Here is a 23573-nt window from a genome sequence, read left to right on the forward strand (position 1 = left end):
CAGCTCCACTTCACAACCGGAGGCCTTCACCTGTCAGGTCGACTCACCGGACAAAGTCCGGACCAACCTCCCTGGACATCACAGCTAGTCCTTTGGGGTTTCCATCTCGATCAGGACCCGCCGGAGCAGCTTTCCGGTGGCATTACGGGGCAGCTCCTCGAGGAACACCACTTCGCGGGGCACCTTGTAGCGCGCGAGGCGCTCCTTCACGTAGGCCTTGAGCACCTGATCGTCGGGTGTGGAGTCCGGGGCCGCCACCACGAATGCCTTGAGCCGGTGACCGAACTCGGCGTCGTCGACGCCGATCACCGCCACCTCCAGCACATCCGGGCGCTCGTAGAGCAGGTTCTCGACCTCGAGCGGGTAGACGTTCTCGCCGCCCGAGACGATCATGTCGTCGTCGCGGCCGTCGACGAAGAGCAGCCCGTCCTTGTCGAAATGTCCGACGTCGCCGGTGGAGAGCAGCCCGTTGATCCGTTCCTTGTCGCGGCCGTCGGTGTATCCGCTGAAGCTCAGTCCGCTGGAGACGAAGATCCGGCCCACCGTGTCGGGCTCGGTGATCCGCACCCCCGCCTCGTCGTAGAGCTCGACGTGACAGGTCACCGGCGCTCGGCCCGCGGTGCCCGGTGCCAGCGCGAGATCGGCAGGGGTGGCGACCGTCGCGACCGCGACTTCGGTTGAGCCGTACAGGTTGTGCAGCACATGACCGAAGGCCCCCGTGGTGCGCCTGCACAGGTCGGGGGAGATGGCGGATCCCGCGGCGAAGATGATCTTGAGGTTGGTGGTGTCGTACTTCGACAGGACCTCGGGGCCGAGGTCGATGATCCGCTGCAGCATGGTCGGCACCACGACGAGCACGTCCGCCCGCTGCTCGGCTACGAGGCGGACGCTGCCCTCGGGGTCGAATTTGCGCTGCATCACGACCGTCTGGCCGAGAGCAAGGGCGATCGCGAACTGGGACATGCCGGTGCCGTGGAAGGCGGGGGCCGCCATCACCATGGTCTGGCCGGGGCGCAGCGGGACCCGGTCGAGGAACTGGGCGGATGCCAGCGGTGAGGTGCGCTCGCGCGGCGCGCCCTTCGGCGTTCCGGTGGTGCCGCTGGTGAGCAGCACGAAGCTGCCGTGGGTCGCCGGATGGGGTACGGCGTGGGTCGGTTGTCCGGTGATGAGCTCGTCGAGAATGCGAGCGCCCCGCTCGGTGTCCTCGCCCCAGGACAGGAACAGTCGAACGTCCGAGGGCAGGGCTGCGGCGACGGCGGCGAACTCCTCGTCGTATACGAATGCCCGAACCTGTTCGCGGGCAGCGACATCCACCAGCTGCGGGGGAGCGAAGCCGGTGTTCATCAGGACCAGCTTGGCGCCCAGCTTCGCTGCCGCGAGCATGGTGAGGACCAGGCCGCGGTGGTTGCGGCACATGGCGCCCATCACCGAGCCGGGGGCGATGCCGTTCGCCTCCCATGCCCGCACCAGGGCGTTGGACTGCTGCTCGAGCTGGGCGTAGGTCAGTTGCCCGCGTTCATCGATGATCGCGACCGCGTCGAGTCCGGCCTCGGCGTGCGCGTGGATCGGTCCGGCGAAGGGGCCGTATTTGCGGACCGCGAGGATGGCCGCGATACCGTGGTCGACCCGGGGAAACGGAACGAGTCCCGCGCGCACCATCACCCTCGCCGCCCCGAGAGTGTCGGTCATCTTCGTCAGAACACCCGGCATTGGAATTGCCCCCTGAGCCCAGAATCGATCCGGTGAGTGATGGTCCTCAGCCTAGTGCGGGGTGGGGTGCCCGTCACTGGTTTCGAAACGGCGCGAGGGCTCAGCGTGCTTCTTCGATCTCCCCGGGTTGCCATGACCTGTCGAACCATGGCTGGAGCGGGCCATAGAGGCGGAGAAGCGGGAACCAGCTCTTGCGGGCGACGGTCTGTATCCAGTTCGATTCCTTGCCGTCCGGCGCAGTCGGCCCGAACCACAGGACGATCGACCCGTCCTGCTCCTCCTGGACGGTGCCGCTCAGGCTCATCAGGCTCGGGTAAGGGTTGTCCGTCTGTAGCAGCGACCGGGTCTGGGTGTCGTACACATCGACCGACCAGAAGTTCTTCGCCGGCGGATTCGGAGGGAGCACGAGGCGGTAGGTCTTGGCGCCGTCGAGCAGGCGCCCCTGCGAGTCCTCGGCCGTGTAGGTGTAGGCGGAGCCTGCGCCGACCTGTGCATGGGCCATTGCGGGTGTGACGACGGTAGCGAAGTAGTGGAACTGAGTTCGGGCGTCGAGCAGGCGCGTCTGCTCACGCAGGAACTCGTAGCTGCCCCCTACGAATCCCTCTTTCCAGGACGCTCCGTCGAATACGAAACTCTCCGCGCCGCGGGGGAAGTAGACGAGCGCTCGACTCATGCCTGCGGCCGTTTTCGCCGCCGCATCGAGGATTGCCGTCAGTCGCTCGTCCGGTGCGAACGGGCGTCCGCGCTCGATGCCTATCGCGGCCAGCTGGCCCGCGCGCTCCGGGTCGAGTGAGCCGGGTGGCTCCTCCTGGATCAGCTCATTGACCTCACCGAAGAAGGAGATGTCGTTGGCGTGGACGGTATTGACCGTCTCATCCGCAATGTTGACGAAGGTCATCTCCGGCGGATTGGCCGCCTCGGAGAGCCGGTAGACGCGGGTCTGTTTGACCGCGTCTACACCGCCGAGTGCCCGAAACACCACCCAGTTGGTGAAAGTGGGAGTCCGATAGACGTAGTAGCCGTCGTCGGGCACGTCGCCGTCGTAGCCGGGCGGAAGGAACAGGTACTTCCCGCCTTTGCCCTCGTCGGGCCCGGCGATGCCCATGTCCGCCACGTAGCGGAACCAGAAGTCGTCGACCACACAGAGGGAGTTCGTCGGCGGCTCGATGACCACGGGCCCGTCGTTGAGGTCGAAGAACATCGTCCCGTACGCGGTCTCGGTGTTGGGTGTCAGGAAGTAGCTTCCCGAGTTCGCTCTGGGATCGGTGATGGCGAGGACGTTGAGGCCATCGACTCCGATGCTGCGGAATCCGCGTCTCATTGCCACAAGGGACGCTCCGGGTACGGCGTTGAGAAACGCGTCGATGCCTCGGACGAAATCCAGACCGTCGTACAGGGTGCGGGTCGAGTCGGGTAGCGGTACGCCGTCGAAGAACTCGAAGGTGCCGAGCGGTGTCTCCACCCGGTCCGGGACACCAATCCTGCTCTGCGCTGCAGTCAGATCAACGGTTCCGGAACCATCCATGCCGTTCTCTCCTCTATTCGAGCGATCGAGGAGTTCAGAATCCCGCGTTTGTGTGACCGGCACCTCATCCGGCATGGGTGAAACCCGGGTAGGGCGCCGAGGAGATCACGAATCCGCCCCCACCGCACGGGGGCGACGGGGGCGGATTCGATTCCAGAAATTGTTTCGGTGGAGCCTATTTGAGCTCAGCCGACGACTTCCGAGTACCCGCCGCGCCACGATGAGCTGCTGGATCTGCTGGGTGCCCTCGAAGATGTCGAGGATCTTCCGAGGGGTCAACTGTGAACTGGGGGAACGAATCTATGCAGTTCAGGGTATTTCGATGTTTCGCCGTCTTCGCCATTTTCGGGGCGCTTTTTGGTCTCATGCGGGACCAGTGCGGGACGAGGCGGCAGCATTCGCGGTCCTCCCGGTCTTAGCCCTCGCGTCGTGCTCCTCTGGGCCGGAAGGCACAGCACTCCCTGATGCCACCTCGACACAGCCAGCCGGGCCGGCACTGAACACGCGTGGCGCAATCGAGGTGGCCCTCGGCGAGGCGGCGACTGTCAGCCGGGGAGGGACGAAGATCCTCGAGGTCTCGAACACCTCCCTATCCACAGATGGGTGCGCGGAGAACACCAAACTGCCGGGCGAGGTCACCAAGCAGCTGTTCAACGCGACGGTCGCGACAGGCCCGGCAACCGCGACGCAATGGCTGTGGCCGTCCGACTTCTACTACGTGGACGCCGCGGGCAAGATCGCGAAGAACGTTGACGCCTCGGATGCCAACCCCTGCACCGGATCGACATCGACGTTCATCGATATGCCCACCAACTCGGCCGCGGACGGGAAGGTGACCCTGGACGTCCCGAACGTGGCCCGAGTCATCGGCTATCACACGACGCAGGGCGGCAATGACGTTCGGATCGAGTGGGTCCTGCCGGAGGTACCCGCTACAGCTCCCGCCCCCGCGGCCCCCGCGGCGCCGAGCGCCCCTGCGGTGCTGCCGTCCATTGAAGCGGCGCCAGCCGATTCGGCGGCCGAGCCGCCGGTCGGGTTCACAGGTGCACCGATCGGCGAACCCGCCCCGCTCGTCGGCAAGGTGATCGACCACTGCATGACGGGGTCGATGTATCAGACCGGGACGACGATGTTCACGGACGGGACAACCGGGTGGACGCAGCAATGCGCTAGCGGCGGATAGACGCGACACGGACCCGGCGGGCGGAGCACATTCGGTCCCGGTCTATGGGTGAGGCCGTCGGCGTCCTGACACACCGACGGCCTCTCGTAGGCGTGCACGGCCGAGGGGAGTGCGACCGACGTCGTGCACGCGTGGTCCAGCAACCAGGCTGCACCTGCGCTCGCGGTGGTCGCAAGGGTTGGAGAGCGGTGTTCACCACCCGCATCGCGCTTTCTGAGAGTTCGCTGAGTATCGAAGCGCGCCCCGACCGGGCCGCCTACCGTCCTCCCCGCTGTCCCGGTCCTGCGTTGAGCCGGGACGGCACGTGGGCCTCGCAGTCGTGGAGAGCGGCGGGGCCCACACTCATAACCTGATCGTCGCTGATGAGGTCGCCATTCTCACCGGCTAACAGCGTCGCGCACCCCCGGTCCACGGACCGCGCGCACGGCCGGGGGCCAACCAGAGCCGTGCGCGCGGGCACTCAGCGAGCGGTCACGATGGACCGGGCCACCTGCTGGCGCGATGACGCATAGGACGCCACCACCGGGGTGCCTCACCTACGCAGGGGGTGAGTAGGTGTGACACTGAGTTACATCGTATTGCGATGACAGCCGTTACGGCCACCGCGCCAAGCTCCGCACGTGCTGCATCTCGCGGCAGTCGGATCGATTCCTGCCCGGCGTTCCGCGACCGGCGGCACAATCGAAGTTGTGAGTGACGTCGGGGATCTCACCGCGGTCGTGACTGAGATCGAATCACGTCTGGCGAATGAACAGGTCGACGACCAGGACCGCGAATCCCTTCTCCATGATCGGGACCGCGCGACCCTATTTCTCGCCGCAGTGCGCTCCGGGCGCCGCGAACTCATCCGCCAGGACCTGTACTTCGACATCCTCGAGCGCTACCCAGCCCAGGCCCAAGGCCGCCACGATGAACCCTGATCTGCCGTCAAACGACGAGCACCGCCATCCCGAGTTCGTGATCGACCGCCCCCAACGAAAGCGCCCCGCTGAGGCCGGGGAAGTGATCTGCGAGACGGTCGATCGAGTGCGCCGCCACGCTTCCCGCGGCCCGGCCCCGGCGCACAGTGCGGCCCAGTCGGTTTGCTGAGAACTTGCTGAGTATCGAAGCGCGCCTCGGCTGGGGCCGCCTATCGTTCGGCCTCGCCGCGCCGGTCCCAGCCAGCGGCGGAGGCCTCGCCACTCATCGCAAGGGGTGGGGTGGCGAGGCCTTTCTATCGCCCGCGATACCGATACGATCAAGCACGTGCTCGGCCTCCCCCTGGCGATGGCCCGATTCAACTACCGGCTCGCGCGCCTCCCACTGCAGCTGATCGAGGATGTCGCCATCGTGCGACTCCCCGAGGAGTCCGCGCTGCGTCTGGGATACGAGCGAATTCTCATCGACTGCGATCGCGCGGCCGCCCACCTCTACTGCAAGATGAGTCAGCAGCTGCTCGAGCCTGTCGACTGCACGGGCGGACCGCACCGGCGCGCGTCACACGCGCACTCGAACTACGCCGAGTCGAGCAACACGAGGAAGTCATCGATGCGACCGAGGCGGGGCTGCTCCGCGGACATCGCGAGAGGTTCCTGTACCGCCTACGGGAACACATCTCCCAGAGCCATACCGAGCGGTAACGGAAGGCGGTCCGTCGACGAGCCGCCGCCTGGCGTCCGCCGTAGGGCGCTATCTGAGAACTTGCTGAGTATCGTGGCGGCCTGGTGCGGGGGCCGCCTATCGTTCTGCCTCGCCGCACCGGCTCTCATCCAGCGGCAGAGGCCTCGCCGCCCCTCCCCCGGGGAGCGGCGAGGCCGTTCTCATGCCGATATGAAGCGAAGCGCTCTCATTGGCCGACACGGCACGCGGCCTGGCCCGCGGGCCGCGCGCACGGTTGAAACCCGTTGCGCCGTGCGCGCGGTCACTCAGCGAGCGGCCACGAGCATGGACGCGGCCACCCTGCTGGCGCGATGACGCATAGAGCGCCACCACCGACGTCACACCTACGCAGGCGGTGGTAGGTGTGACACTAAGTCCAGTCTATTGCGGGAAAATGGCCGCCTACCAGAGCGACGACCACCGATAGCGACTTTCGCATACCTCGAACGCGCGCTGCGGGGATGCCAAGCAGTGGAACTCGACGTCGGCGCCCGTGGCAGCGAGCGCGCGCTTCACGCAACGGGGACCGCCCACCAAGACCACGTCGATCCCCGCACGGCCTGCGCGGTAGTGCGTCTCGATGAGGGCTTCGATCGCGCACACCGCGAGGAAGCTGACTCGGGAGAGGTCGACGATGAGGCCATGCTCGGCGGCGTCGACTCCAGAGTCCAGGCGCTCGACGAGGTCGGGCAATGTGTCCGCGTCCACGTCCCCCGATGCCTCGATGACGCCGATTGCGATATCGGGTACACCTGCGGGTATTCGGCCAGATGTAAGGCTCTCCGATGGCGCCGGTGCGCGGGCAAGGATGGGTGAAATCGACATGACAGGACCTCCTGATGATGGGCCTCTCAGTCGAAATGGACCACGCCCGAAGTGCAGGTACAGATTTGTACCGGCGATCACGCGAGAGGCGATCTGCGGGGCTGTGGCCTCAACCAACTCCTGTCTACCACCTCTGCAGAAGCCTGTATACCGTTCGATCCCTGAGCCACAAGGCCTACACGTCCAGCGCGTATCCTGAGATCAGGAGGCCAACATGCGAGTGCTAGAGGGCCTACTCAAGGTGGTCCTCGGGATCGTCACCGCACTGCTCGGCTCGGTACTAGGAATCCTCGCGGCCGTGCTCTGGCTCGTCGGTGCGGTGCTGTGCGTGACCCTCATCCTGATCCCCCTGGGCATCCCAGTCATGAAACTCGCAGGCCGCCTCTTCTCCCTCGCCAGAGAACTCATGCACCTTCCCTGACCGAAGGGTTCGGAGATGCCTCGACCGAGGTTTCCTGGTGCACCGACGGGGTACGCCCACCACATGCGCAAACTGTGGTTGAGAGTGATCATCGGGGCCAGTGCCGGAGCGGCTATCGGAGTCGCAGTCACGCTCGCACGGCGCCGAGGGATCACGACGAAGGCCCTACACGCCGCGGAAGGCACGATCAAGGAACACACGCCGCACATACGTCCGGCTGAGATCACCGCCAACGTTCGAGAGAACCTGCCGCCACAAGTCAACAGAACCGCCTCCAGGCTCGCCGCGTCACCGGCAGGTGAGGCAACGCGCCACGCTGGTCAGGTGGTCACCGAAACTGCACGGCAGGTGGAAGAGCGCGCCGAGAAGTTCGCCAAGGACCACACCCACCGAGACGGCCACACCGACTAGGCCAGCTAGTCCGCGTGCCACCGCGCGCGCTGCGGCCGCGGCCCGGCGCACGGCGGCGTCCGGATCGTGGCGCCACACTTCCGGCAGTAGTGGGTGCGGTGCCCGCCACGCCGGGCTTCGGCGCACCCGCATTGCTCCCAACCGACGAGGCACCGGCGCGGGCCAAGGCGGTGCCCGTTCGGGCAGCGAGTCGGCGCGGGCTCGACGTGCACAGCCATGCCCTCAGACTAGAGCTATTCGCACAGCCGTTCGATAGTTGCTAGGGTCGAGGGCGCGGGCCGGTGGAGCAGCCAGCTCGGGAAGCACCGGCCCGCATCAGCCTTTCTGGTGGCATGGTTGCCACCGCTGCGACCTTCAAGGAGGCCGTATGAGCACCGACATCACTGCCGAGAAGTGCCGCGCCTACGCCCAAGTGTTGGACGCCTGCCCTGACGTGCCCGATGCTCGGGAGGCTCGAGCAATTGCTGACCGTCTTGATGCACCCAGGCTCAAGGCGCTCTCGCCGACGAACTTCTCACTGTGTTCCGCGACGAGGTCGCCGGGCATGAGATGGACCCGGCGACCGCGACACGGGACGGCATCTACGCCATCCTCGATCACCTCGTCGCGCAGGGCCACCTCATCGCAGAACGACCCGCTCTCGGGCTAGGTCGCGTTTCAAAAGTGGTGACACTGAACCAATAGCACCGCGGGTGAGGTTCCCGCTCAGCCGATCGTCTACGGTCCGTAGGAGGGCGACAAATCAACTCAGGGGCCGGCGCGTTCTGGGCACTCCCAGGGCACTTCCACGGGGTCGGGGTTCGCCTCGGCGATCTCTTTGTAGGTGCTCGATCGGGACTGGCTGACGACCGCGGATTCGGCGGGAACAATCACGGCGTACCCATTGGTGGATGACCATTTTGCAGGAACGAGGACCCACAGGTCACTTCGCGCTACGAGCGTCCGGAAGCACTGGTAGCGGAAGGCGGGAGGCTGCCCCGGCTGGGCTTCGACGAGGGTCTCCGCGACCAAGTTCCTAGGCACATCCAAACGTTCATCTCTGACGACGGTGACCACTGACTCCTTCGCCCAGAGGCCGTTGGCAATGGCCTGGGCGTCGCTATTGCCGAGCCAGGACGCAAAGGAGTGCATCAGGGAGAAGAGCGCAAGGACCATCACCGAGATCGCGAGGACCTGGCTGACTCGTGCAGTCGGTGTAGGTTTGTCGGAGGTCTGTTCGGCCCTGGATGCGACGAGTACCCAATAGCCGGCAATCGTGAGGAGGCCACCCAACCCGAGCGCGATCGGCGAGAACGCCCACGATATGACGGTGAGATGGGCCGTGTATCCCGCCGCCCAGACTCCAGCGATTCCGGTGAGGATCAGAGCTGCCCCGACCGCGAGTGCGGTTCGTGCGACATTGCGGACGAAATGTGGACGCTGTCCGGTTCTGATCGAGCGGCCGGCGTATTCGCCGATCCACACTGCAGCGAACCACCCGACCAGAAGAAGCAACAGCGGGGCGTACAGGACGGTGACACTACCCCGCACGTAGTCGGTGGAGGTGAGCCCGAGGGCATCGCAGTCGACGCCGAAGAAAGCGAGCTCCTTGCGGGTGTACACGTACCCGAAGTAGTAGCACAGTGCTGTGACCAGCGTTGTTGGGGCGAGGACCGCGCCGACAACGCCGACCCATCTGTGTATCTCGACTGGTGACGACGACGGTGCCGCCAATTGCTCATTCACCGGGCGCACTCGTCGATGGTGGCGCCGTGCTCGACGACGCCGGCCACGGTGATGGCGGCGCTGGCGGTCTTGGAACACTAGGCTGGTTTCCTGGCAGCGTCGCCCGGGGCCCGACTGAGGCGGTTCCGTGCGGTTCCATGGTCGGGAACGGAATTCCACCCGGTGCCGCCGGTTCAGAAACGGTCGTCTGAGATGTCGCGGCAGGTGAGACTGATTCGCTCGGCGTGATCTCGGTGTCGCCTCCACAGGCGACAAGAATCGCCGCCGACAAGGCAAGAGTTGCGGCAGTCACGGCCAGCGAAACCGGCCTCGCGGCTCCCGCCGCATAGCCTCGTGTTGGTTGCATCGGAACTCCTCATCCGACGACTCCGCTTGGATGCAACCCTGCCACCGCTGTGCAATGGCTGACACGGGTAGTCGACTACCCCTCTTTCGTCTTCCGACTGACCGGTCGCTGGCCCCGAGCGGACCCTCATGTCCTTAGCTCGCCGTTGTGTCGCCCTACGACCTGATGGCTTCCAAGGAATCAGCACGTTAGGTGGGTTGCGCGTCGGTCAGATCCACCCGCCTCGGCAGACATCTTCTGGTCAGCCCCCGGGCGCTGTGCACGAACGACAAGGCCCTCGCCGCTCGCGGTGAGCGGCGGGGGCTACATCATGTTGCGAAGCAGCGACAACTCGGCGGTGACCATGTCGAGCGCGGCCAGCACCCGTGCGCACTCGGGATCGCGCCGGGCAGCGGCGAGCGCCGATACGCCGTTCTGGCCAAAGCTCCAACAAACAGACCTCGTGGTCTATATGGTGCCTCCAGTCCGATCACTGAAGTGCAACAGGGGATTCTGAATGAAGCGACTTGCCCGATATCTACCGGGTCTCACCGCCGCCGCTGTCCTAGCAACAACGCTCGTTGCTGGGACAGCGGCCGCACAGCCATCGACACCAACGACCAAGACCGTAGCTGCGGGTATGCGGCTCAAGTTCGACAACATTGCGGACGCGCCAGGCACCTGCACGCTGGGCGCGGTCGGCACAGACGCGACTGGGAGGAAAATCGGAATCACCGCTGGCCACTGCAACCGCCCACCGACGAAGTCTCCGTATCCGGGCGTTACGAAGCGGGTTGTTGACCCAACCAACAACCATCCTGTGTGGGACTGGCGTGATCTCGCCGCGGGCCCGATCGGCTACATCCGGTACGTGTCCGCAGACGACACCGACGGCAGCGACCTCGCGGCTCAACTGGAGTACTACAAGCAGAATATCGACTACATGGTGATTGAGTTCGCGGACAACGTGGAACTCTCGAGCACGATAATGACAGTACCCAAGTACGGGCCCAAGGCCGGCGGAGCTGCCTACGATCCGCCGAACGACTACGCGCCCGGTACGGTTGTCACGCCTTCGGTGCCCTGGGGGAAGGTCAATGCGATCTACTCCGATTCCTCAGGTAACCCGGCCGTTCCTCCGCAGGGTGGGATTTTCACTCCCACGGAGATGTGCCATGCGGGTGCAATCACCCAGCAGCAGAATTCGCAGAACAACCAGCCGGATTCCGCTCGCTGCGGAGTTATCTACCACGTTGAGAATCAGAACATGTACACGTCCGGCTTCATCCAGCCCGGAGATTCCGGCGGCCCAGTCTGGGTCAAGAACCAGTTCAACAAATGGGCCGGGATCACGTCCTGGGTGCGGGCACAGTTGACCCCGCTGCCCGGCGTCTACTACGTCTACACCTCAGCCAAGAAAATCCTCGACGACATGAACTCGAAGGCGGCTGGCTTCCCGGGCAAGGGATTCCAGATCACCAACAACTAGGCCGAAAAGCTGCGGCGCCCCCACCCAGTGGGCGGATTCAAGGGGTCGTCGCAGCACTGCCTGCTTCTAGCGGGTTAGTAGATCACGCAGACGCTCGGCTGGGGTATCCCAGTCGAGCGTTTTGCGTGGACGGGTGTTGAGTTGGCGAGCGACGTGTTCGAGGTCTTCGGGACCGTAGACACTCAGATCACTGCCCTTCGGGAAGTACTGACGCAGAAGACCATTGGTGTTCTCGTTGGTGCCGCGTTGCCAGGGTGAAGCGGGGCTGCAGAAATAGACAGGCATGTCGGTGGCCATCGTGAACTGCTTGTGCCGCGCCATCTCGCAGCCCTGGTCCCAAGTCAGCGACCCACGCAGGTGCTCAGGCAGAGTCGAGATCGTAGCGATGAGCCCGTCGCGGACGGTTTCGGCGTCGTGACTCCCTGGCAGGTGGACCAACATCGTGTAACGGGTCGAGCGTTCAACCAAGGTCCCTATCGCGCTCTTGTTGCCCGTCCCCACGATCAGATCGCCTTCCCAGTGCCCGGGAACGGCCCGGTCTTCGATCTCGGCGGGCCGGTCGCTGATCATGATCATCGGGTCGGCGAAACGGGGGGTGCGCTGGTCGGGACGGCGACGTGGTGCCCGTCGGGTCCGTCCGGTGCGCAGAGTCTGGGCGACCTCTCGTTTGAGGCCACCCCTGGCCTGGAGGTAGAGCGCCTGGTAGATCGTTTCGTGGCTCACCCGCATGCTTTCGTTGTCGGGGAAGTCCTTGCGTAGTCAGTGTGAGATCTGTTCGGGGGACCGCTGACAAGACAGTCCCTCGATCACCGCCGCCCGCAGGGCTCGGTTGGCTACCAGTTTGGCGTGTTTGGGGCGCTGCCGTGCTGCCGAAGCGTCCTGATTGGCTTGATAGGGCAGATAGCAGCCGTTGACCTGGTGTGCCCGGACTTCCCGCGACACTGTCGATTTGTGCTTGCCGATCCGCGCAGCGATCACTGTCAGCGACTGCCCGGTCACCAGGCCGTCGGCGATATCGAGCCGGTTCTGCAACGACAGATACCGATCGCCGGTCGATGCTGGTCCGTCGCTGTCGATCTTGGTCACCGCAGATTTGTATCGAGTGCCGCGCACGTAGTCCACCACGGTGCCATCCGAGTGGATTCGGCCCGGTCCCGCGCGTCGGATTCCGTCGCGCCAGTCCCTGGCAGTCCGCACATTCACACCGACCTCGGCTGCGGCGTCACCTATTGACCAACCGTCGGCGATCAATGCCAGGAAGCGCCGCCGGGCCTCGGGTTTGCCTACCAAGATCTGGCCTGCCTCGAGCAAGATCCGGCGGGCCACCGTGAAGCTGACCTCGGTAGCTTTCGCCGCATGTGCGACCAAATCGGTCTCGGTGAACGTGGCTTTGATCAGCGCTCGGTTCTGAGGTCGCGACGGCCCTCTGGGCTTGCCGGCCGGGCGTCCCACCGCCCGCAGGATTGCATAACACCGATCCCGCGGAATGCCCAGCGCTACTGCAGCATCGGCCACCAATATCCCGGCCTCGATCAACGCCACCAACCGGTCACCGAACTCGGCCACATCCCCAGAAAACGACACGGTCGTCGCAACCCCTCAATCGAGAGTGTTGCGACGACCGTGTGAACCCAAGAGTGAGGGTGGGGGCGCCCTCGTATCACGGAGCAGGTGCAGCGCGGTGGTGACCATATCGAGCGCGGCCAGCACCCGAGCGCACTCGGGATCGCGGCGGAGCTGGGCCAGCATCGCGGGCTGGCCGTCGGCATGCAGCTCCGCGAGCAGAACGAGCTCGACTGGACTCATGCCGGGTTGGACGCGCCGGATCGCGGCGCGGGTCCCGGTCAGTCAGGCGATCTTGGTGATGGTGACCGTCATCGCTCCGGCGGTCAGGGGAAGACGGTGCAGGAACGTCTCGGGCACGAGTCGGCCGAGACGACGTTGCAGGTGTATGCCCATCTATGGCCGGTGGGAGGACGAGCGGACCCGTAAGGCGGCCGACGCGGCGCTGCTGCGGGACCAGTGCGGGACCGATGGAGAATCAAAGGCTCGAAACGACGAATCCGCCCCCGCCGCGACGAGGGCGGCGGGGGCGGACGGTTCACTGAATCAGGGTGCAGTACAGACTATTTGAGCTCTGCGGATGACTTGCCGAGCACCCGCCGCGCCACGATCAGCTGCTGGATCTGCTGGGTGCCCTCGAAGATATCGAGGATCTTCGAGTCGCGGCCCCACTTCTCAAGAAGCGTGTGCTGCGAGTAGCCGATGCTGCCCGCCAGCTCGACGGCCTTGAGCGTGACGTCGGTGCCGGTGCGGCCCGCCTTCGCCTTGGACATCGAGGCCTCGAGCGAGTTCGGCTTCTTGTTGTCGGCCATCCAGGCGGCCCGCAGCGAGAGCAGGTAGGACGCCTCCCAGTCCGCCTCGAGGCGGAGGAATTCGGCGGCCGCCGCGTGCTGGTTGTAGGCGGGGGTGTCGTAGGAGACCTCGACGCCCGCCTCGGCCAGGATGCCGCGCAGTTCCTCGAGCGCGGCCCGGCCGACGCCGACGGCCATGGCGGCCACCAGCGGGCGGGTGTTGTCGAAGGTCTGCATGACGCCCGCGAAGCCCTGCTCCACGTTCACCTCGGGGCTGCCGAGGATGTTGTCCTTGGGGATCCGGCAGTCCTGCAGCAGCAGCACGGCGGTGTCCGACGCCTTGATGCCGAGCTTGTGCTCGAGCCGCGCGACGGACAGGCCGGGGGCGTCCCGCGGCACCACGAACGACTTGATCGCGGCGCGGCCCTTCGACTTGTCGACCGAGGCCCACACCACGATGTGGGTGGAGCGTTCGCCCGCGGTGACGAAGATCTTCTCGCCGTTGAGAACCCACTCGTCGCCGTCGAGGACGGCGGTGGTGGTCACGGCGGCGGAGTCGGAGCCGAAGCTGGGCTCGGTGATGGCCATCGAGGCCCAGACCTTGCCGAAGCGCTCGAGCTGCTCATCGGTCGACACCGCAGCGATCGCCGCGTTGCCCAGTCCCTGGTAGGGGATCGAGAGCATCAGCCCGACGTCGCCCCACGAGGTCTCGAGCGCGTTCAGCAGCGCGGCCATGTTGCCGCCGTTGGAGTTGCCGAGCAGCTCGGTTGAGGCGTCCGACCGGCCACCGGCGGCGCCGCCGACGTCACCGCCGGAGTCGTTGAGGCCCTCGACCATGGCGGCCATGGTGTCGAGTTCCACGGGGTATTCGTGCTCGGCCAGATCGTATTTGCGCGAAATGGGCCGGAAGATCTCCGCTGCGACCTGGTGCGCCTGGTTCGCAGAGGCTTTGAGCTTCTTGGGAAGTTCGAGGTTGATCATCAAAGTCTCCTAGTGGACAGCAGCGGCGTCAGATGAGGACGATGCCCTCGGCAACGCCGATGGCTCGCAGGTCGCGGTACCAGCGCTCGACCGGGTGCTCCTTGGTGAAGCCGTGGCCGCCGAGCAGCTGCACACCGTCGAGGCCGATCTGCATGCCCTTCTCCGAGGCGAGCTTGCGGGCGAGCGCCGACTCGCGCGCGAATGACAGCCCCTGCTCGGCGCGGGAGGCGCCGCGGAGGGTGACCAGGCGCATGCCGTCGAGCTCGATCGCGATGTTGGCGACCATGAAGGCCACCGCCTGACGATGGCTGATGGGCTCGCCGAACGCCTCACGCTCGTTGACGTAAGGGATCACGTAGTCCAGCACGGCCTGGCTGGTGCCGACCGCCATCGAGGCCCAGCCGAGGCGGGCGAGGCGGATGGCGTTGGCGTATTCGGTGGCACGCTGGGCGGCGTCGCCGTCACCGAGGATCGCGGATTCGGGCACCGCGACATCGGTGAGGATCAGCCGGCCGAGGCCTGCCGCGCGCAGCCCCATGCTGGGGTCTGCCTCCACGACGAGGCCCTTGGCGTCGGACTCGACGATGAAGAAGGCAGGCTTGCCGTCGAGCTCGGCCGCGACGAGGAACAGCTCGGAGTCCGCGGCTGCGGGCACGAAGGACTTGACGCCGTTGAGCTTGAAGCCGCTGGGCGAGCGAACCGCCTTGGTCTGCAACGCGAACGGGTCGAACAGGGCGCGGGGCTCGCTGACCACGACGGCCGCGTTCGGCACCTTCTCGCCGGTGAAGGCGGGGAGGTAGGTCTGCTGCTGGCTGTCGGTGCCCCACTGGGTGAGGGCGACCGCGACGCCGCTCGGCGCTAGGATCGGCAACGCCAGGCCCATGTCGCCGTGCGCGAGCGCCTCGGCGACGAGGGAGTTGGTGACCGCGCCGCGCTCGCTGGCCGCGCCGTCGAGCTCCTCGGGCACGTTGATGAGGGTGATGCCGAGCTCCGCGGCGCGCGCGACCAGGTCGGCGGGCGAGGCGGCGGCGGCATCGGCGTCGTGCGCGGCGGGGCGCAGGATCTCGTCCGAGAACTCGCGGACCGTCTCGACGATCATCTTCTGCTCGTCGTTCGGGGTGAGGTCGAAGTAGTCGGCGTGCTTGGCCTCGCCCGCGGGCAGGCGCTTCGGCTGGCCGCCGCCCGCGACCTTGGTGAACGTCCTGGTGGCAGCGCCGAGCGTCTTGAAACCGGTCTTGGTGCCCTCGTAGGTGACCCGGTCGATCGGCTTGCGGAGGTTGTACTTCTCGGCGAGCTCCGAGCCGGTGATCTTGGTGAGCACCCGCATGGCTGCTCCCATGGCGTCCCGCTTCACCGGGTTCAGGCCTACGGCTGAGGTGTCGCGGGGCTCACGCTTGGCGCCGTTAGCTCTCACAACGCTGTCTTGCTTACTCATGATCACCAGTTTCTCGGTGTATCGGTCGTGGACACCCGTTATCTTACTCCGGAGTAAGATATGAAGTCGAGCAATTCGTCAGAGTGATCACGGTCACCCGCCCGGCGTCCCGGTCCGCGGCGAGCGGGCTTGATCGGCGGCACCCTCCGCGACCAGGCTGGGGGGCATGGCGGACAACACGGCCACCGCGATCGTCGACCCGCACGTGCATCACTGGCTGCCGTCGAGCAGGCCCTGGTATCCGCTGATGCAGGAGCGTGACGGCGCGAGGCCCTCCACGCTCGGCGACCTGAGCCGGTTGGCGCACGACTACACCGCGGCCGACTATCTCGTCGACTCCTCGGGCTACGAGGTCCGCGCGATCGTGCATGTCTCCGCCGTCAGCCGGACCGGGACGCACCTCGACGAACTGGAGTGGATCGGGGAGCTCGCGCGCGCGGACGGCTGGCCCGCGGCGGCGATCGGCACCGTCGACCCCGCCGCGGGCTGGACGTCGATCCGGGCGGACCTGGACGCGCAGCGCCGCAGCCCGCTCTTCCGCGGGATCCGGGTGCTGCGCGGGCTCCGCCCGGACTCCGAGGTCACCGCGCCGCTGCTCGACTACCTGCGGCGGCACTCGCTGGTGTTCGACCTCGTCGCGCATCCCCGCTCCATGCCGGGCTGGGCCGAGGCGCTGCGCGGCCGCGAGGATCTGGTCGTGGTGCTCGAGCACGCCGGATGGCCCATCGCCGCAGCGGATTTCGGCGAATGGTCGGCCGCCCTTGCTCTGCTCGGTGCGCGTGAGAACGTGCAGTGCAAGATCTCGGGGCTGGGGATGGCGCTGCGCACCCTGGACGGGGCGGTTCAGCGACCGTGGGTGCTTCGCTGCCTGGAGGTCTTCGGTCCGCGGCGGGCGATGTTCGCGAGCAATTTCCCGGTGGACCGCATGTACGGCGAGTTCGACCGGCTCTACGACGGGTACCAAGCGGCGGCGGCGCAATTCGATGCCGCCGACCGGTCCGCGCTGTTCGAGACGAACGCGCGACGCGTGTACGGCCTCCTCCCCAGGTAGGAGGTCTCCCTCCGCCTGCTCACCTACCGTTGAGTGGTGATCGAGATCCGACCGCGTCGCGACCTGCGCCCCCTGGTGCGCTGTGCGCCCCTCGTCCTGGTGCCGCTGATGCTGTTCGCGAGCGACTTCCCCGGCGAGTACCAGGTGCCGACCGATTACTGGCTGCTGTCCGTCGCCGCGGCCGCGATCTTCGTGGTGGGCGACCGGTGGCCGCTGCCCGTCTCGGTGCTGCTGTCCGCGCTGGCGGTCCCGCTGTTCGCCGCGGACGCGTGGGGGCTGTCCGAGCTGGTCCCGTTCCTGGGGGCGGTGTCGCTGGCCGAGGTCGCGATGCGCACGCATCGGACCTGGCAGGTGGTCACGGCGACCGCCTGCTGGACCGCGGCGGTGCTCGCCGGGATCTGGGCCGACGGCCATGCGGACTTCTGGCGTCCGGCGACCGCGGTCTCGACGGTGGCCTACGTTGGCTTGCCGCTGCTGCTCGGGCTGTACCTGCGCGCGCAGCGGGACCTGGCGGTGACCTACCGGGCGCAGGCCGCGGCGGCCGAATCGCGAAGGGTCGAAGCCGAACTCCACGCCAGGGCCGCCGAACGCAGTGCGCTGGCGAGGGAACTCCACGACCTCGTCGCGCACCACATGGCATCGATCGTGCTGCGGATCGGGGTCGCGCGGCACGTGCTCGCGGATGCGGATCCGCGCGTGCACGGGGTCCTCGACGACGTGCACGCGACGGCCTCCGATGCGCTCGCCGACATCCGCAGGCTGCTGGTGGCGCTGCGGGATCCGGCGCTGGGAGAGGTCGCGCTCGTCGAGTCGGACGCGGTGCCGACGGAGATCGAGGCCGCGATCGAGCGGACAAGGGCGGCGGGGTTCACGGTCACCTCGGAGGTGGACAGGGACCTCGGCGGGCTGGACGCCATCGGCAGGCTCACCCTGCTGCGGGTGGTGCAGGAATCGCTGACCAACGTCATGAAGCACGTGGACCCGGGCGGGGCGGTCGTGGTGACGGTGGCACGCCGCAGCGCGGGCATCGCGGTCCGGGTCACCGATTCCGGCCACGACGCGGGCGCCCCGAATCCGGCCGGGCACGGGATCATCGGGATGGGCGAGCGCGTCGAACTCGTCGGCGGCACCCTCGACGTCGGGCCAACCGATCGGGGGTGGGAGGTCGATGCCTGGCTCCCCGGCGTCTCGGTCACCGCAGGGGAGGGGGAGAAGTGATCCGACTGCTGATCGTCGACGACCAGCGCCTGGTTCGGGCCGGGCTGCGGATGCTGTGCGAGTCGACCGACGACCTCGAGGTGGTCGGCGAGGCGTCGAACGGGGTGGAGGCGGTCCGGCTCGCCGCCGAGTTGTCGCCGGACCTGATCCTGATGGACCTGCGGATGCCGGGACTCGACGGCATCGAGGCGACCCGCCAGATCCTGGGGTCACGGCCGCAGGCGAAGGTGTTGGTGCTCACCACCTTCGACGACGACGATCACCTCTATCCCGCACTGGCGGCGGGGGCCGCGGGCTTCCTGGTCAAGGACACCGCGCCGACCGATCTGTTGAGCGCGATCCACCGGATCGTCGACGGCGACATGTTGTTCTCGCCCGCGTTGTTGCGACGCCTGGTCGACCGCGCGCTCGACACCGGCCCCCAGCCGGCCGGAGACGCGGGGGTCGCGCTGACGGTCCGCGAACAGGAGGTGCTGGCCCTCGTCGGTGACGGGCTGAGCAATCAGGAGATCGCCGACCGGCTGCACCTCGGGGTGACGACCGTGAAGACGCACATCGCCAACCTGATGGACAAGACCGGCTGCGACAACCGGGTGCGGCTGGCGGTCTACTCGCACAAACGCGGCTGAGCCGCGCCGCCGAAAACCTGCACACAACCTTCACAACTCCTGCCGGGCATCCCCACACCCGGCCCATACAGTCGAACGCATGACCCAGCGAAGAGTGCTCGTCGTCGACGACGAACGCACGATCTCCGAGTCGATTGCCGCGCGGCTGCGCGCGGAGGGATACGAGGTCGAGACGGCCGCGGACGGGCCGGGTGCGGTGTCGGCGTGCGCGAGCTTCGACCCGGACGCGGTCGTGTTGGACGTCATGCTGCCGGGCTTCGACGGTCTCGAGGTGTGCAGGCGCATCCAGGCCACCCGGCCGGTTCCGGTGCTGATGCTGACCGCCCGCGCCGACGAGACGGACATGGTGATCGGGCTCGGGGTGGGCGCGGACGACTACCTGAGCAAGCCGTTCAGCATGCGGGTCCTGGTCGCCCGGGTGGCCGCGCTGCTCCGCCGGGCCGAGCGCGCCGTGCCGGAGCAGCCCGAGACCCTCGCCGTCGGGGCCGTGACGATCGACCTCACGGCTCGGCGGGTCCGGCTCGGGGCCGAGGAGGTCCACCTGACCAGGACCGAGTTCGATCTGCTGGCGCACCTGGCCCTGCGGCCGCGCGCGGCGATCGCCCGCGAGACGCTGCTCGAACAGGTGTGGGGCTGGGGCGAGTCGGCCAGCAGCCGCACCGTTGACAGCCACGTGAAGGCGTTGCGCCGCAAGCTGGGCGGGGACATGATCCGCACCGTGCACGGGGTCGGCTACGCGCTGGAGGTGCCGAGGTGAACTGGCCGAGACCGCTGGACCCGTTGCGATCCTTCAAGGCCAAGACCGGCCTGCTGGTCGTCGCCTCGCTGTTCCTCGCGTCGCTGACCTTCTGGATCACCGCGCAGTGGCAGTTCCGGTTCGCGTTGCTCGCGGCCCTCCTCGCCGCACTCTCGGTGACCCAGGTGCTCGCGCACGGCATGACCTCGCCGCTGCGGGAGATGACCGCCGCGGCGCGGGCGATGGCGACCGGCGACTACTCGCGCCGGGTGCGTTCGACGTCGCGGGACGAGATCGGGCAGCTGGCGACGGCGTTCAACCAGATGGCGGAGGACCTCGAGGCCGACGACAGGTACCGCCGTGAGCTGATCGGCAACGTCTCACACGAGCTGCGCACCCCCATCGCCGCCCTGCAGGCGGTGCTGGAGAACGTGGTCGACGGTGTCGAGACCCCCGATCACCAGACGATGCGGTCGGCGCTCGCGCAGACCGAACGGCTGGGCAGCCTGGTCGCGGACCTGCTGGATCTGTCCAGGCTGGAGGGCGGCGCGGTGCCGTTGCGGCGCACCACCTTCGAGATCGAACCCTTCCTCGACGAGGTGATCCGCCAGGCCTCCGGCCCGGGTAGTCCGTTGCCTGCCGAGGTGGAGGTGACGCCGGTGGGGCTACGCGCGGTCGCGGACACGGCCCGACTCCATCAGGTGATCGCCAACCTCCTCGACAATGCGGCACAGCACGGCTCGCCGGATGCACCCGTGCGGGTTCGGGTCCGAGTCGACCAGGACTCGGGTCAGCTGATCCTGGACGTGCACGACGACGGTCCCGGCATCCCCGTGGCGGACCGGTCCCGGGTGTTCGAGCGCTTCACCCGTGGTGGCGCGCAGGACGGCGGGACCGGCCTCGGGCTCGCGATCGCCCGCTGGGCGGTCGAACTGCACGACGGCCGGATCGAGGTCCTCGACACGGGCCCGGGCTGCTGCATTCGGGTGTCGATTCCACAGACGTAGCACCACAGATAGCGAATTCCCTTGGGGGACCGGGTTTCCCGCCCGGTCCCGCGATGACGCCTGCCCGGATGCCGGGTGGGTGCGGATCAGGAGGACCAGATGAGCGCAGAGACGGTGGACCGAGCGGCGACCGGGGCACGACGAGGGCCCGAGACGGTACGGGTGGGCCGCCGATGGCAATGGCCGCGTGGCATGTGGCGGCGGGACCACACATCGGTCGCCCCGCGCGCGACCCTGGCGTTCGCGCTCGGTGCCGGCGCCATCGCCTCGCTCATCCTGCAGGTGACGGTGGTGAGCGTCGCCTATCTCCTGACAGGAGCGGCGGTGGCGGCGACCGCGTTCGCGACCGTTCGTCCGCGTCCGACCCGGCTGCAGATCGGTGCGGTCCTCGGTGCCCTCGCCCTGCTCGCGGTGGCGGCGGTGCGGGGCGCCGAGTGGCTGATCACGCTGTGCGTGGTGGCGAGCTGGGTCGTCGGATCGGTGGCCCTGGTCGGCGGCTGGACGTGGACTGGGTTGGCGCTCGCCTCGATCGCGCTCTGGTTCACCCCGGTGCGGGTGACCGGGTGGGTGCGGCGCGGCCGCGCCCGGTTGCGGACCGGGCGGGGCGTGAAACCCGGACGGGTGGCCGCCGTGGCAGCCATCAGCGCCGTGTTGGTCCTGGTGTTCGGTTCCCTGTTCGTCAGCGCCGACCCGCAGTTCGCCGAGCTGTTCGGGGCGGTGGTTCCCGACGTACGGGTGACGAATCCGGTCGGCCGTCTGATCCTCGGATTCCTCGTGATGGGCGCGGCACTCGCGGCGGCCTACCTGCGGCGGCGGACCCCGCGGTTCGACGCCATGGCGCCCCGGCCCGGACGCCCGGTGGCCCGGTGGGAGTGGGCGGTGCCGCTGGGGCTGCTGGACCTGTTGTTCGCCGGTTTCGTCGCGGTGCAGCTGCGGGTGCTGTTCGGTGGAGACGGCCACGTGCAGGACACGGACAACCTGACCTACGCCGACTACGCGCGGCAGGGCTTCTGGCAGCTCACCGCGGTCACCGTCCTCACCCTTGTCGTCATCGCGGCCGCCGTCAGGAAGGTGGATCGGCGGGACGCAGGAGACCGGCTGTACGCCCGGCTGCTCTTGGGAGCGCTCTGCGTCCTCACGCTCGTCATCGTCGCGTCGGCGGTACACCGGATGTCGCTGTACGAGAGCGAGTTCGGCTTCACCCGGCTGCGGGTGAGCGTGATGGCGACGGAGCTCTGGCTGGGCGTGGTCTTCGTACTGCTGCTCGTCGCCGGGGTGCGCCTGTCGGCGCGGTGGCTGCCGCGGGCGGTAATGGCGTCGGCGGCCGTCGGGTTGCTCGGCTTCGCCGCGCTCAACCCGGACGGCTACATCGCGGAGCGGAACGCACAGCGGTACGCGGACACCGGGGACATCGATGTCGAGTACCTGCGCGGCCTGTCCGTCGATGCGGTGCCCGCCCTCGACCGGCTGCCCGAGCCGGCCCGCTCCTGCGCGCTGATCGGGATGGACGTCGGCGACGGCGCGGCGTGGTACGAGTACAACCACGCGCGGTCGCGTGCGCGGGAGATCCTGCGGGCGAGGCCGGTCGGGGAGTGCACCGCCCGCTATTCGCTCGGTTAGGTCCAGGGCGGGATCGGCCGCTTGACCCACATGATCTTCTCGTCGGCGTGCGCAGGGGAGGCCTGCGGGTGGTCGGGGTTCGCGGCGGCCCAGGTCGCCTTCTGGTCGAGGAGTTCCGCCGCCACCGTCCAGGTCTCCCTGGTGCTCGGTGGGTTCGCGCCCGCCGCCCTTGCGAGCTTGCGCAGCCGGTCGTCGGGCAGCTCGAGGAGCTCGGCGCCGGTGATGCCGCGGTCCCAGGCGAACCGGGCCAGTTCGGTTGCCTTCTCGCGCCGCTTCCGGTCGGCCGCGTCGGTGTGCGCGAAGTCGACCTCGCTCGGATCCATCAGGCCTCCCAGACCGCTAGCCGCCGTGCCCCCGGTGTGTCATGGTCATGTCCATCGTCATCGGAGTGGGGCGCTGGCCCGGCTCGAGGACGAGGAACTGCCCCATCATGCCCTGATCCTCGTGCAGCAGCAGGTGGCAGTGGTACATGTACGGATACGTCGGGTCGGAGTACTCGGTGAAGCGCAGCGCCAGCCGGAACCGGACACCGGGCGGCGTGTAGACGGTGTCCTTCCAGCCGGCCAGCGCCGGGGGCGGCGGGCTGCCGTCGATGTCGATGATCTGGAACTGCACGTCGTGCACGTGGAAGTTGTGCGGCCAGTCGTCGACGTTGCGCACCGTCCACACCTCGGTGGTGTCGACGGTGGGGGAGAAGTCGATGCGGTTCATGTCCATCTGCGCGCCGTTGATCATGAACCACTGCAGCTCGAAGCTGCGCTCGGCGGCCGCGGCCGCCGGGTCGAGCCGGGCAATCGTCGCGAGCGATGCGGGCAGCGCCGCGGATGCGGTCGGGTTCTTGCCTGCTCGGAGCTCGAGGATGTCGAAGCTGTCCTGCACGCCGAACGCGGCGGCGTCGCCGCGGTCGAGCCCGGCGTTGTCCTCGTAGGGCATCGCGCGCAGCAGCGTGTTCGAGCCGTTCACGGCCACCACGATCTCGGCCCGCTCGCCGGGACTGAGCCGGACCCGGGTGAGCGGCACCGGCGCCGTCAGCAACCCACCGTCGCTCGCGACCAGGTGGAACTCACGATCGTCGGAGAAGCGTGGGCGTAGGCGATGAGGAGGTGGGACCGCACGTCGGGGGCGAGGTCGGTCCGCTCGAGCAGGCGGTTGAGGCGATCGACGATGGGACGGTCGACCGTGCCGTAGGTGCGGGCCTGCAGGGGTGGCTCGGTCCAGGCGGTGAACGCGGCGATCATCAGGTCGTCGCGCCCGAGCGACTCGGCGTACGCCACGGCCTGCTCGCGCGTA

General features: G+C 67.6%; 21 protein-coding genes and 2 pseudogenes. 11 read left to right on the top strand and 12 right to left on the bottom strand.

What is annotated here, in order from left to right:
• Positions 1–84: 84 nt before the first annotated feature.
• From RM1_RS24835 to RM1_RS26945, 3 genes and pseudogenes are all read right to left on the bottom strand, one after another.
• Positions 85–1710, bottom strand: a complete 1626-nt coding sequence (locus RM1_RS24835) for an acyl-CoA synthetase (protein WP_072754276.1) — start codon at positions 1708–1710, stop codon at positions 85–87.
• Positions 1711–1810: 100 nt separating this feature from the next.
• Entirely contained in the window at positions 1811–3235 is a 1425-nt protein-coding gene (locus tag RM1_RS24840; protein ID WP_174563000.1) for a DUF1254 domain-containing protein, read from the bottom strand.
• A 175-nt stretch (positions 3236–3410) separates the two neighbouring features.
• Positions 3411–3502 (bottom strand): annotated as a pseudogene (locus RM1_RS26945) (hypothetical protein); the annotation flags it as partial.
• Positions 3503–3755: 253 nt separating this feature from the next.
• On the opposite strand from RM1_RS26945, the gene RM1_RS24845 reads away from it, so the two are divergent.
• On the top strand, positions 3756–4418 hold the full coding sequence (locus RM1_RS24845; protein ID WP_092667688.1) for an acyltransferase: 663 nt from the start codon (positions 3756–3758) through the stop codon (positions 4416–4418).
• Between the two features lie 620 nt (positions 4419–5038).
• Positions 5039–5338, top strand: a complete 300-nt coding sequence (locus RM1_RS24850; protein WP_143069369.1) for a hypothetical protein — start codon at positions 5039–5041, stop codon at positions 5336–5338.
• 1120 nt (positions 5339–6458) lie between these two features.
• On the opposite strand, the gene RM1_RS24860 is transcribed toward RM1_RS24850, so the two are convergent.
• Entirely contained in the window at positions 6459–6881 is a 423-nt protein-coding gene (locus tag RM1_RS24860) for an STAS domain-containing protein (RefSeq protein WP_083576943.1), read from the bottom strand.
• Between the two features lie 214 nt (positions 6882–7095).
• Between RM1_RS24860 and RM1_RS24865 the strand changes: the two genes are divergently transcribed.
• The gene (locus RM1_RS24865; protein ID WP_072754281.1) at positions 7096–7302 is read left to right on the top strand and encodes a hypothetical protein; all 207 of its coding nucleotides are present in this window, start codon (positions 7096–7098) and stop codon (positions 7300–7302) included.
• Positions 7303–7365: 63 nt separating this feature from the next.
• A complete protein-coding gene (locus RM1_RS26270) occupies positions 7366–7713 on the top strand; it encodes a hypothetical protein (protein WP_143069370.1) in 348 nt (115 codons plus the stop codon).
• A gap of 747 nt (positions 7714–8460) precedes the next feature.
• Here the strand turns inward: RM1_RS26270 and RM1_RS24870 are convergent.
• On the bottom strand, positions 8461–9438 hold the full coding sequence (locus RM1_RS24870; protein WP_245816605.1) for a hypothetical protein: 978 nt from the start codon (positions 9436–9438) through the stop codon (positions 8461–8463).
• A gap of 842 nt (positions 9439–10280) precedes the next feature.
• Between RM1_RS24870 and RM1_RS24875 the strand changes: the two genes are divergently transcribed.
• Positions 10281–11252 (top strand): trypsin-like serine protease, encoded by a 972-nt coding sequence (locus RM1_RS24875; RefSeq protein ID WP_143069371.1) that lies wholly within the window; start codon positions 10281–10283, stop codon positions 11250–11252.
• 66 nt (positions 11253–11318) lie between these two features.
• Here RM1_RS24875 and RM1_RS24880 read toward each other — a convergent pair.
• The 4 genes and pseudogenes from RM1_RS24880 to RM1_RS24895 all read right to left on the bottom strand — a co-directional run bounded on the left by RM1_RS24880 (position 11319) and on the right by RM1_RS24895 (position 16028).
• A pseudogene (locus RM1_RS24880) lies at positions 11319–12482 on the bottom strand (IS30 family transposase).
• Between the two features lie 369 nt (positions 12483–12851).
• Entirely contained in the window at positions 12852–13058 is a 207-nt protein-coding gene (locus RM1_RS26275) for a hypothetical protein (protein WP_092667689.1), read from the bottom strand.
• 320 nt (positions 13059–13378) lie between these two features.
• Complete coding sequence (locus tag RM1_RS24890) at positions 13379–14587, bottom strand: acyl-CoA dehydrogenase family protein (RefSeq protein ID WP_072754284.1); 1209 nt, start codon at positions 14585–14587, stop codon at positions 13379–13381.
• Positions 14588–14615: 28 nt separating this feature from the next.
• Entirely contained in the window at positions 14616–16028 is a 1413-nt protein-coding gene (locus RM1_RS24895; protein ID WP_072754285.1) for an acyl-CoA dehydrogenase family protein, read from the bottom strand.
• Between the two features lie 160 nt (positions 16029–16188).
• Here RM1_RS24895 and RM1_RS24900 point away from each other — a divergent pair, with 160 nt between their 5' ends.
• From RM1_RS24900 to RM1_RS24925, 6 genes are all read left to right on the top strand, one after another.
• Positions 16189–17073, top strand: a complete 885-nt coding sequence (locus tag RM1_RS24900) for an amidohydrolase family protein (RefSeq protein ID WP_072754286.1) — start codon at positions 16189–16191, stop codon at positions 17071–17073.
• A 36-nt stretch (positions 17074–17109) separates the two neighbouring features.
• Positions 17110–18291, top strand: coding sequence for a sensor histidine kinase (locus tag RM1_RS24905; protein ID WP_343286923.1), 1182 nt, complete (start codon positions 17110–17112; stop codon positions 18289–18291).
• Positions 18288–18920 (top strand): response regulator, encoded by a 633-nt coding sequence (locus tag RM1_RS24910; RefSeq protein WP_072754287.1) that lies wholly within the window; start codon positions 18288–18290, stop codon positions 18918–18920. Before RM1_RS24905 ends, RM1_RS24910 begins: the two co-directional genes overlap by 4 nt.
• Before the next feature lie 79 nt (positions 18921–18999).
• A complete protein-coding gene (locus tag RM1_RS24915; RefSeq protein WP_072754288.1) occupies positions 19000–19677 on the top strand; it encodes a response regulator in 678 nt (225 codons plus the stop codon).
• Entirely contained in the window at positions 19674–20663 is a 990-nt protein-coding gene (locus RM1_RS24920) for a HAMP domain-containing sensor histidine kinase (RefSeq protein ID WP_072754289.1), read from the top strand. Before RM1_RS24915 ends, RM1_RS24920 begins: the two co-directional genes overlap by 4 nt.
• A 99-nt stretch (positions 20664–20762) precedes the next feature.
• A complete protein-coding gene (locus RM1_RS24925; RefSeq protein ID WP_083576946.1) occupies positions 20763–22283 on the top strand; it encodes a DUF4153 domain-containing protein in 1521 nt (506 codons plus the stop codon).
• Here RM1_RS24925 and RM1_RS24930 read toward each other — a convergent pair.
• From RM1_RS24930 to RM1_RS26640, 3 genes are all read right to left on the bottom strand, one after another.
• Entirely contained in the window at positions 22280–22606 is a 327-nt protein-coding gene (locus tag RM1_RS24930) for a hypothetical protein (protein ID WP_072754291.1), read from the bottom strand. The genes RM1_RS24925 and RM1_RS24930 overlap by 4 nt on opposite strands.
• A 16-nt stretch (positions 22607–22622) precedes the next feature.
• Positions 22623–23318, bottom strand: a complete 696-nt coding sequence (locus tag RM1_RS24935) for a multicopper oxidase domain-containing protein (protein WP_369693559.1) — start codon at positions 23316–23318, stop codon at positions 22623–22625.
• Positions 23312–23573, bottom strand: a 262-nt coding sequence (locus RM1_RS26640; protein WP_245816609.1) for a hypothetical protein, incomplete at its 5' end; no start/stop codon positions are given. The genes RM1_RS26640 and RM1_RS24935, both read right to left, overlap by 7 nt.

Source organism: Rhodococcus maanshanensis NBRC 100610 (assembly GCF_001894865.1).
Taxonomy (GTDB): domain Bacteria; phylum Actinomycetota; class Actinomycetes; order Mycobacteriales; family Mycobacteriaceae; genus Rhodococcus_G; species Rhodococcus_G maanshanensis.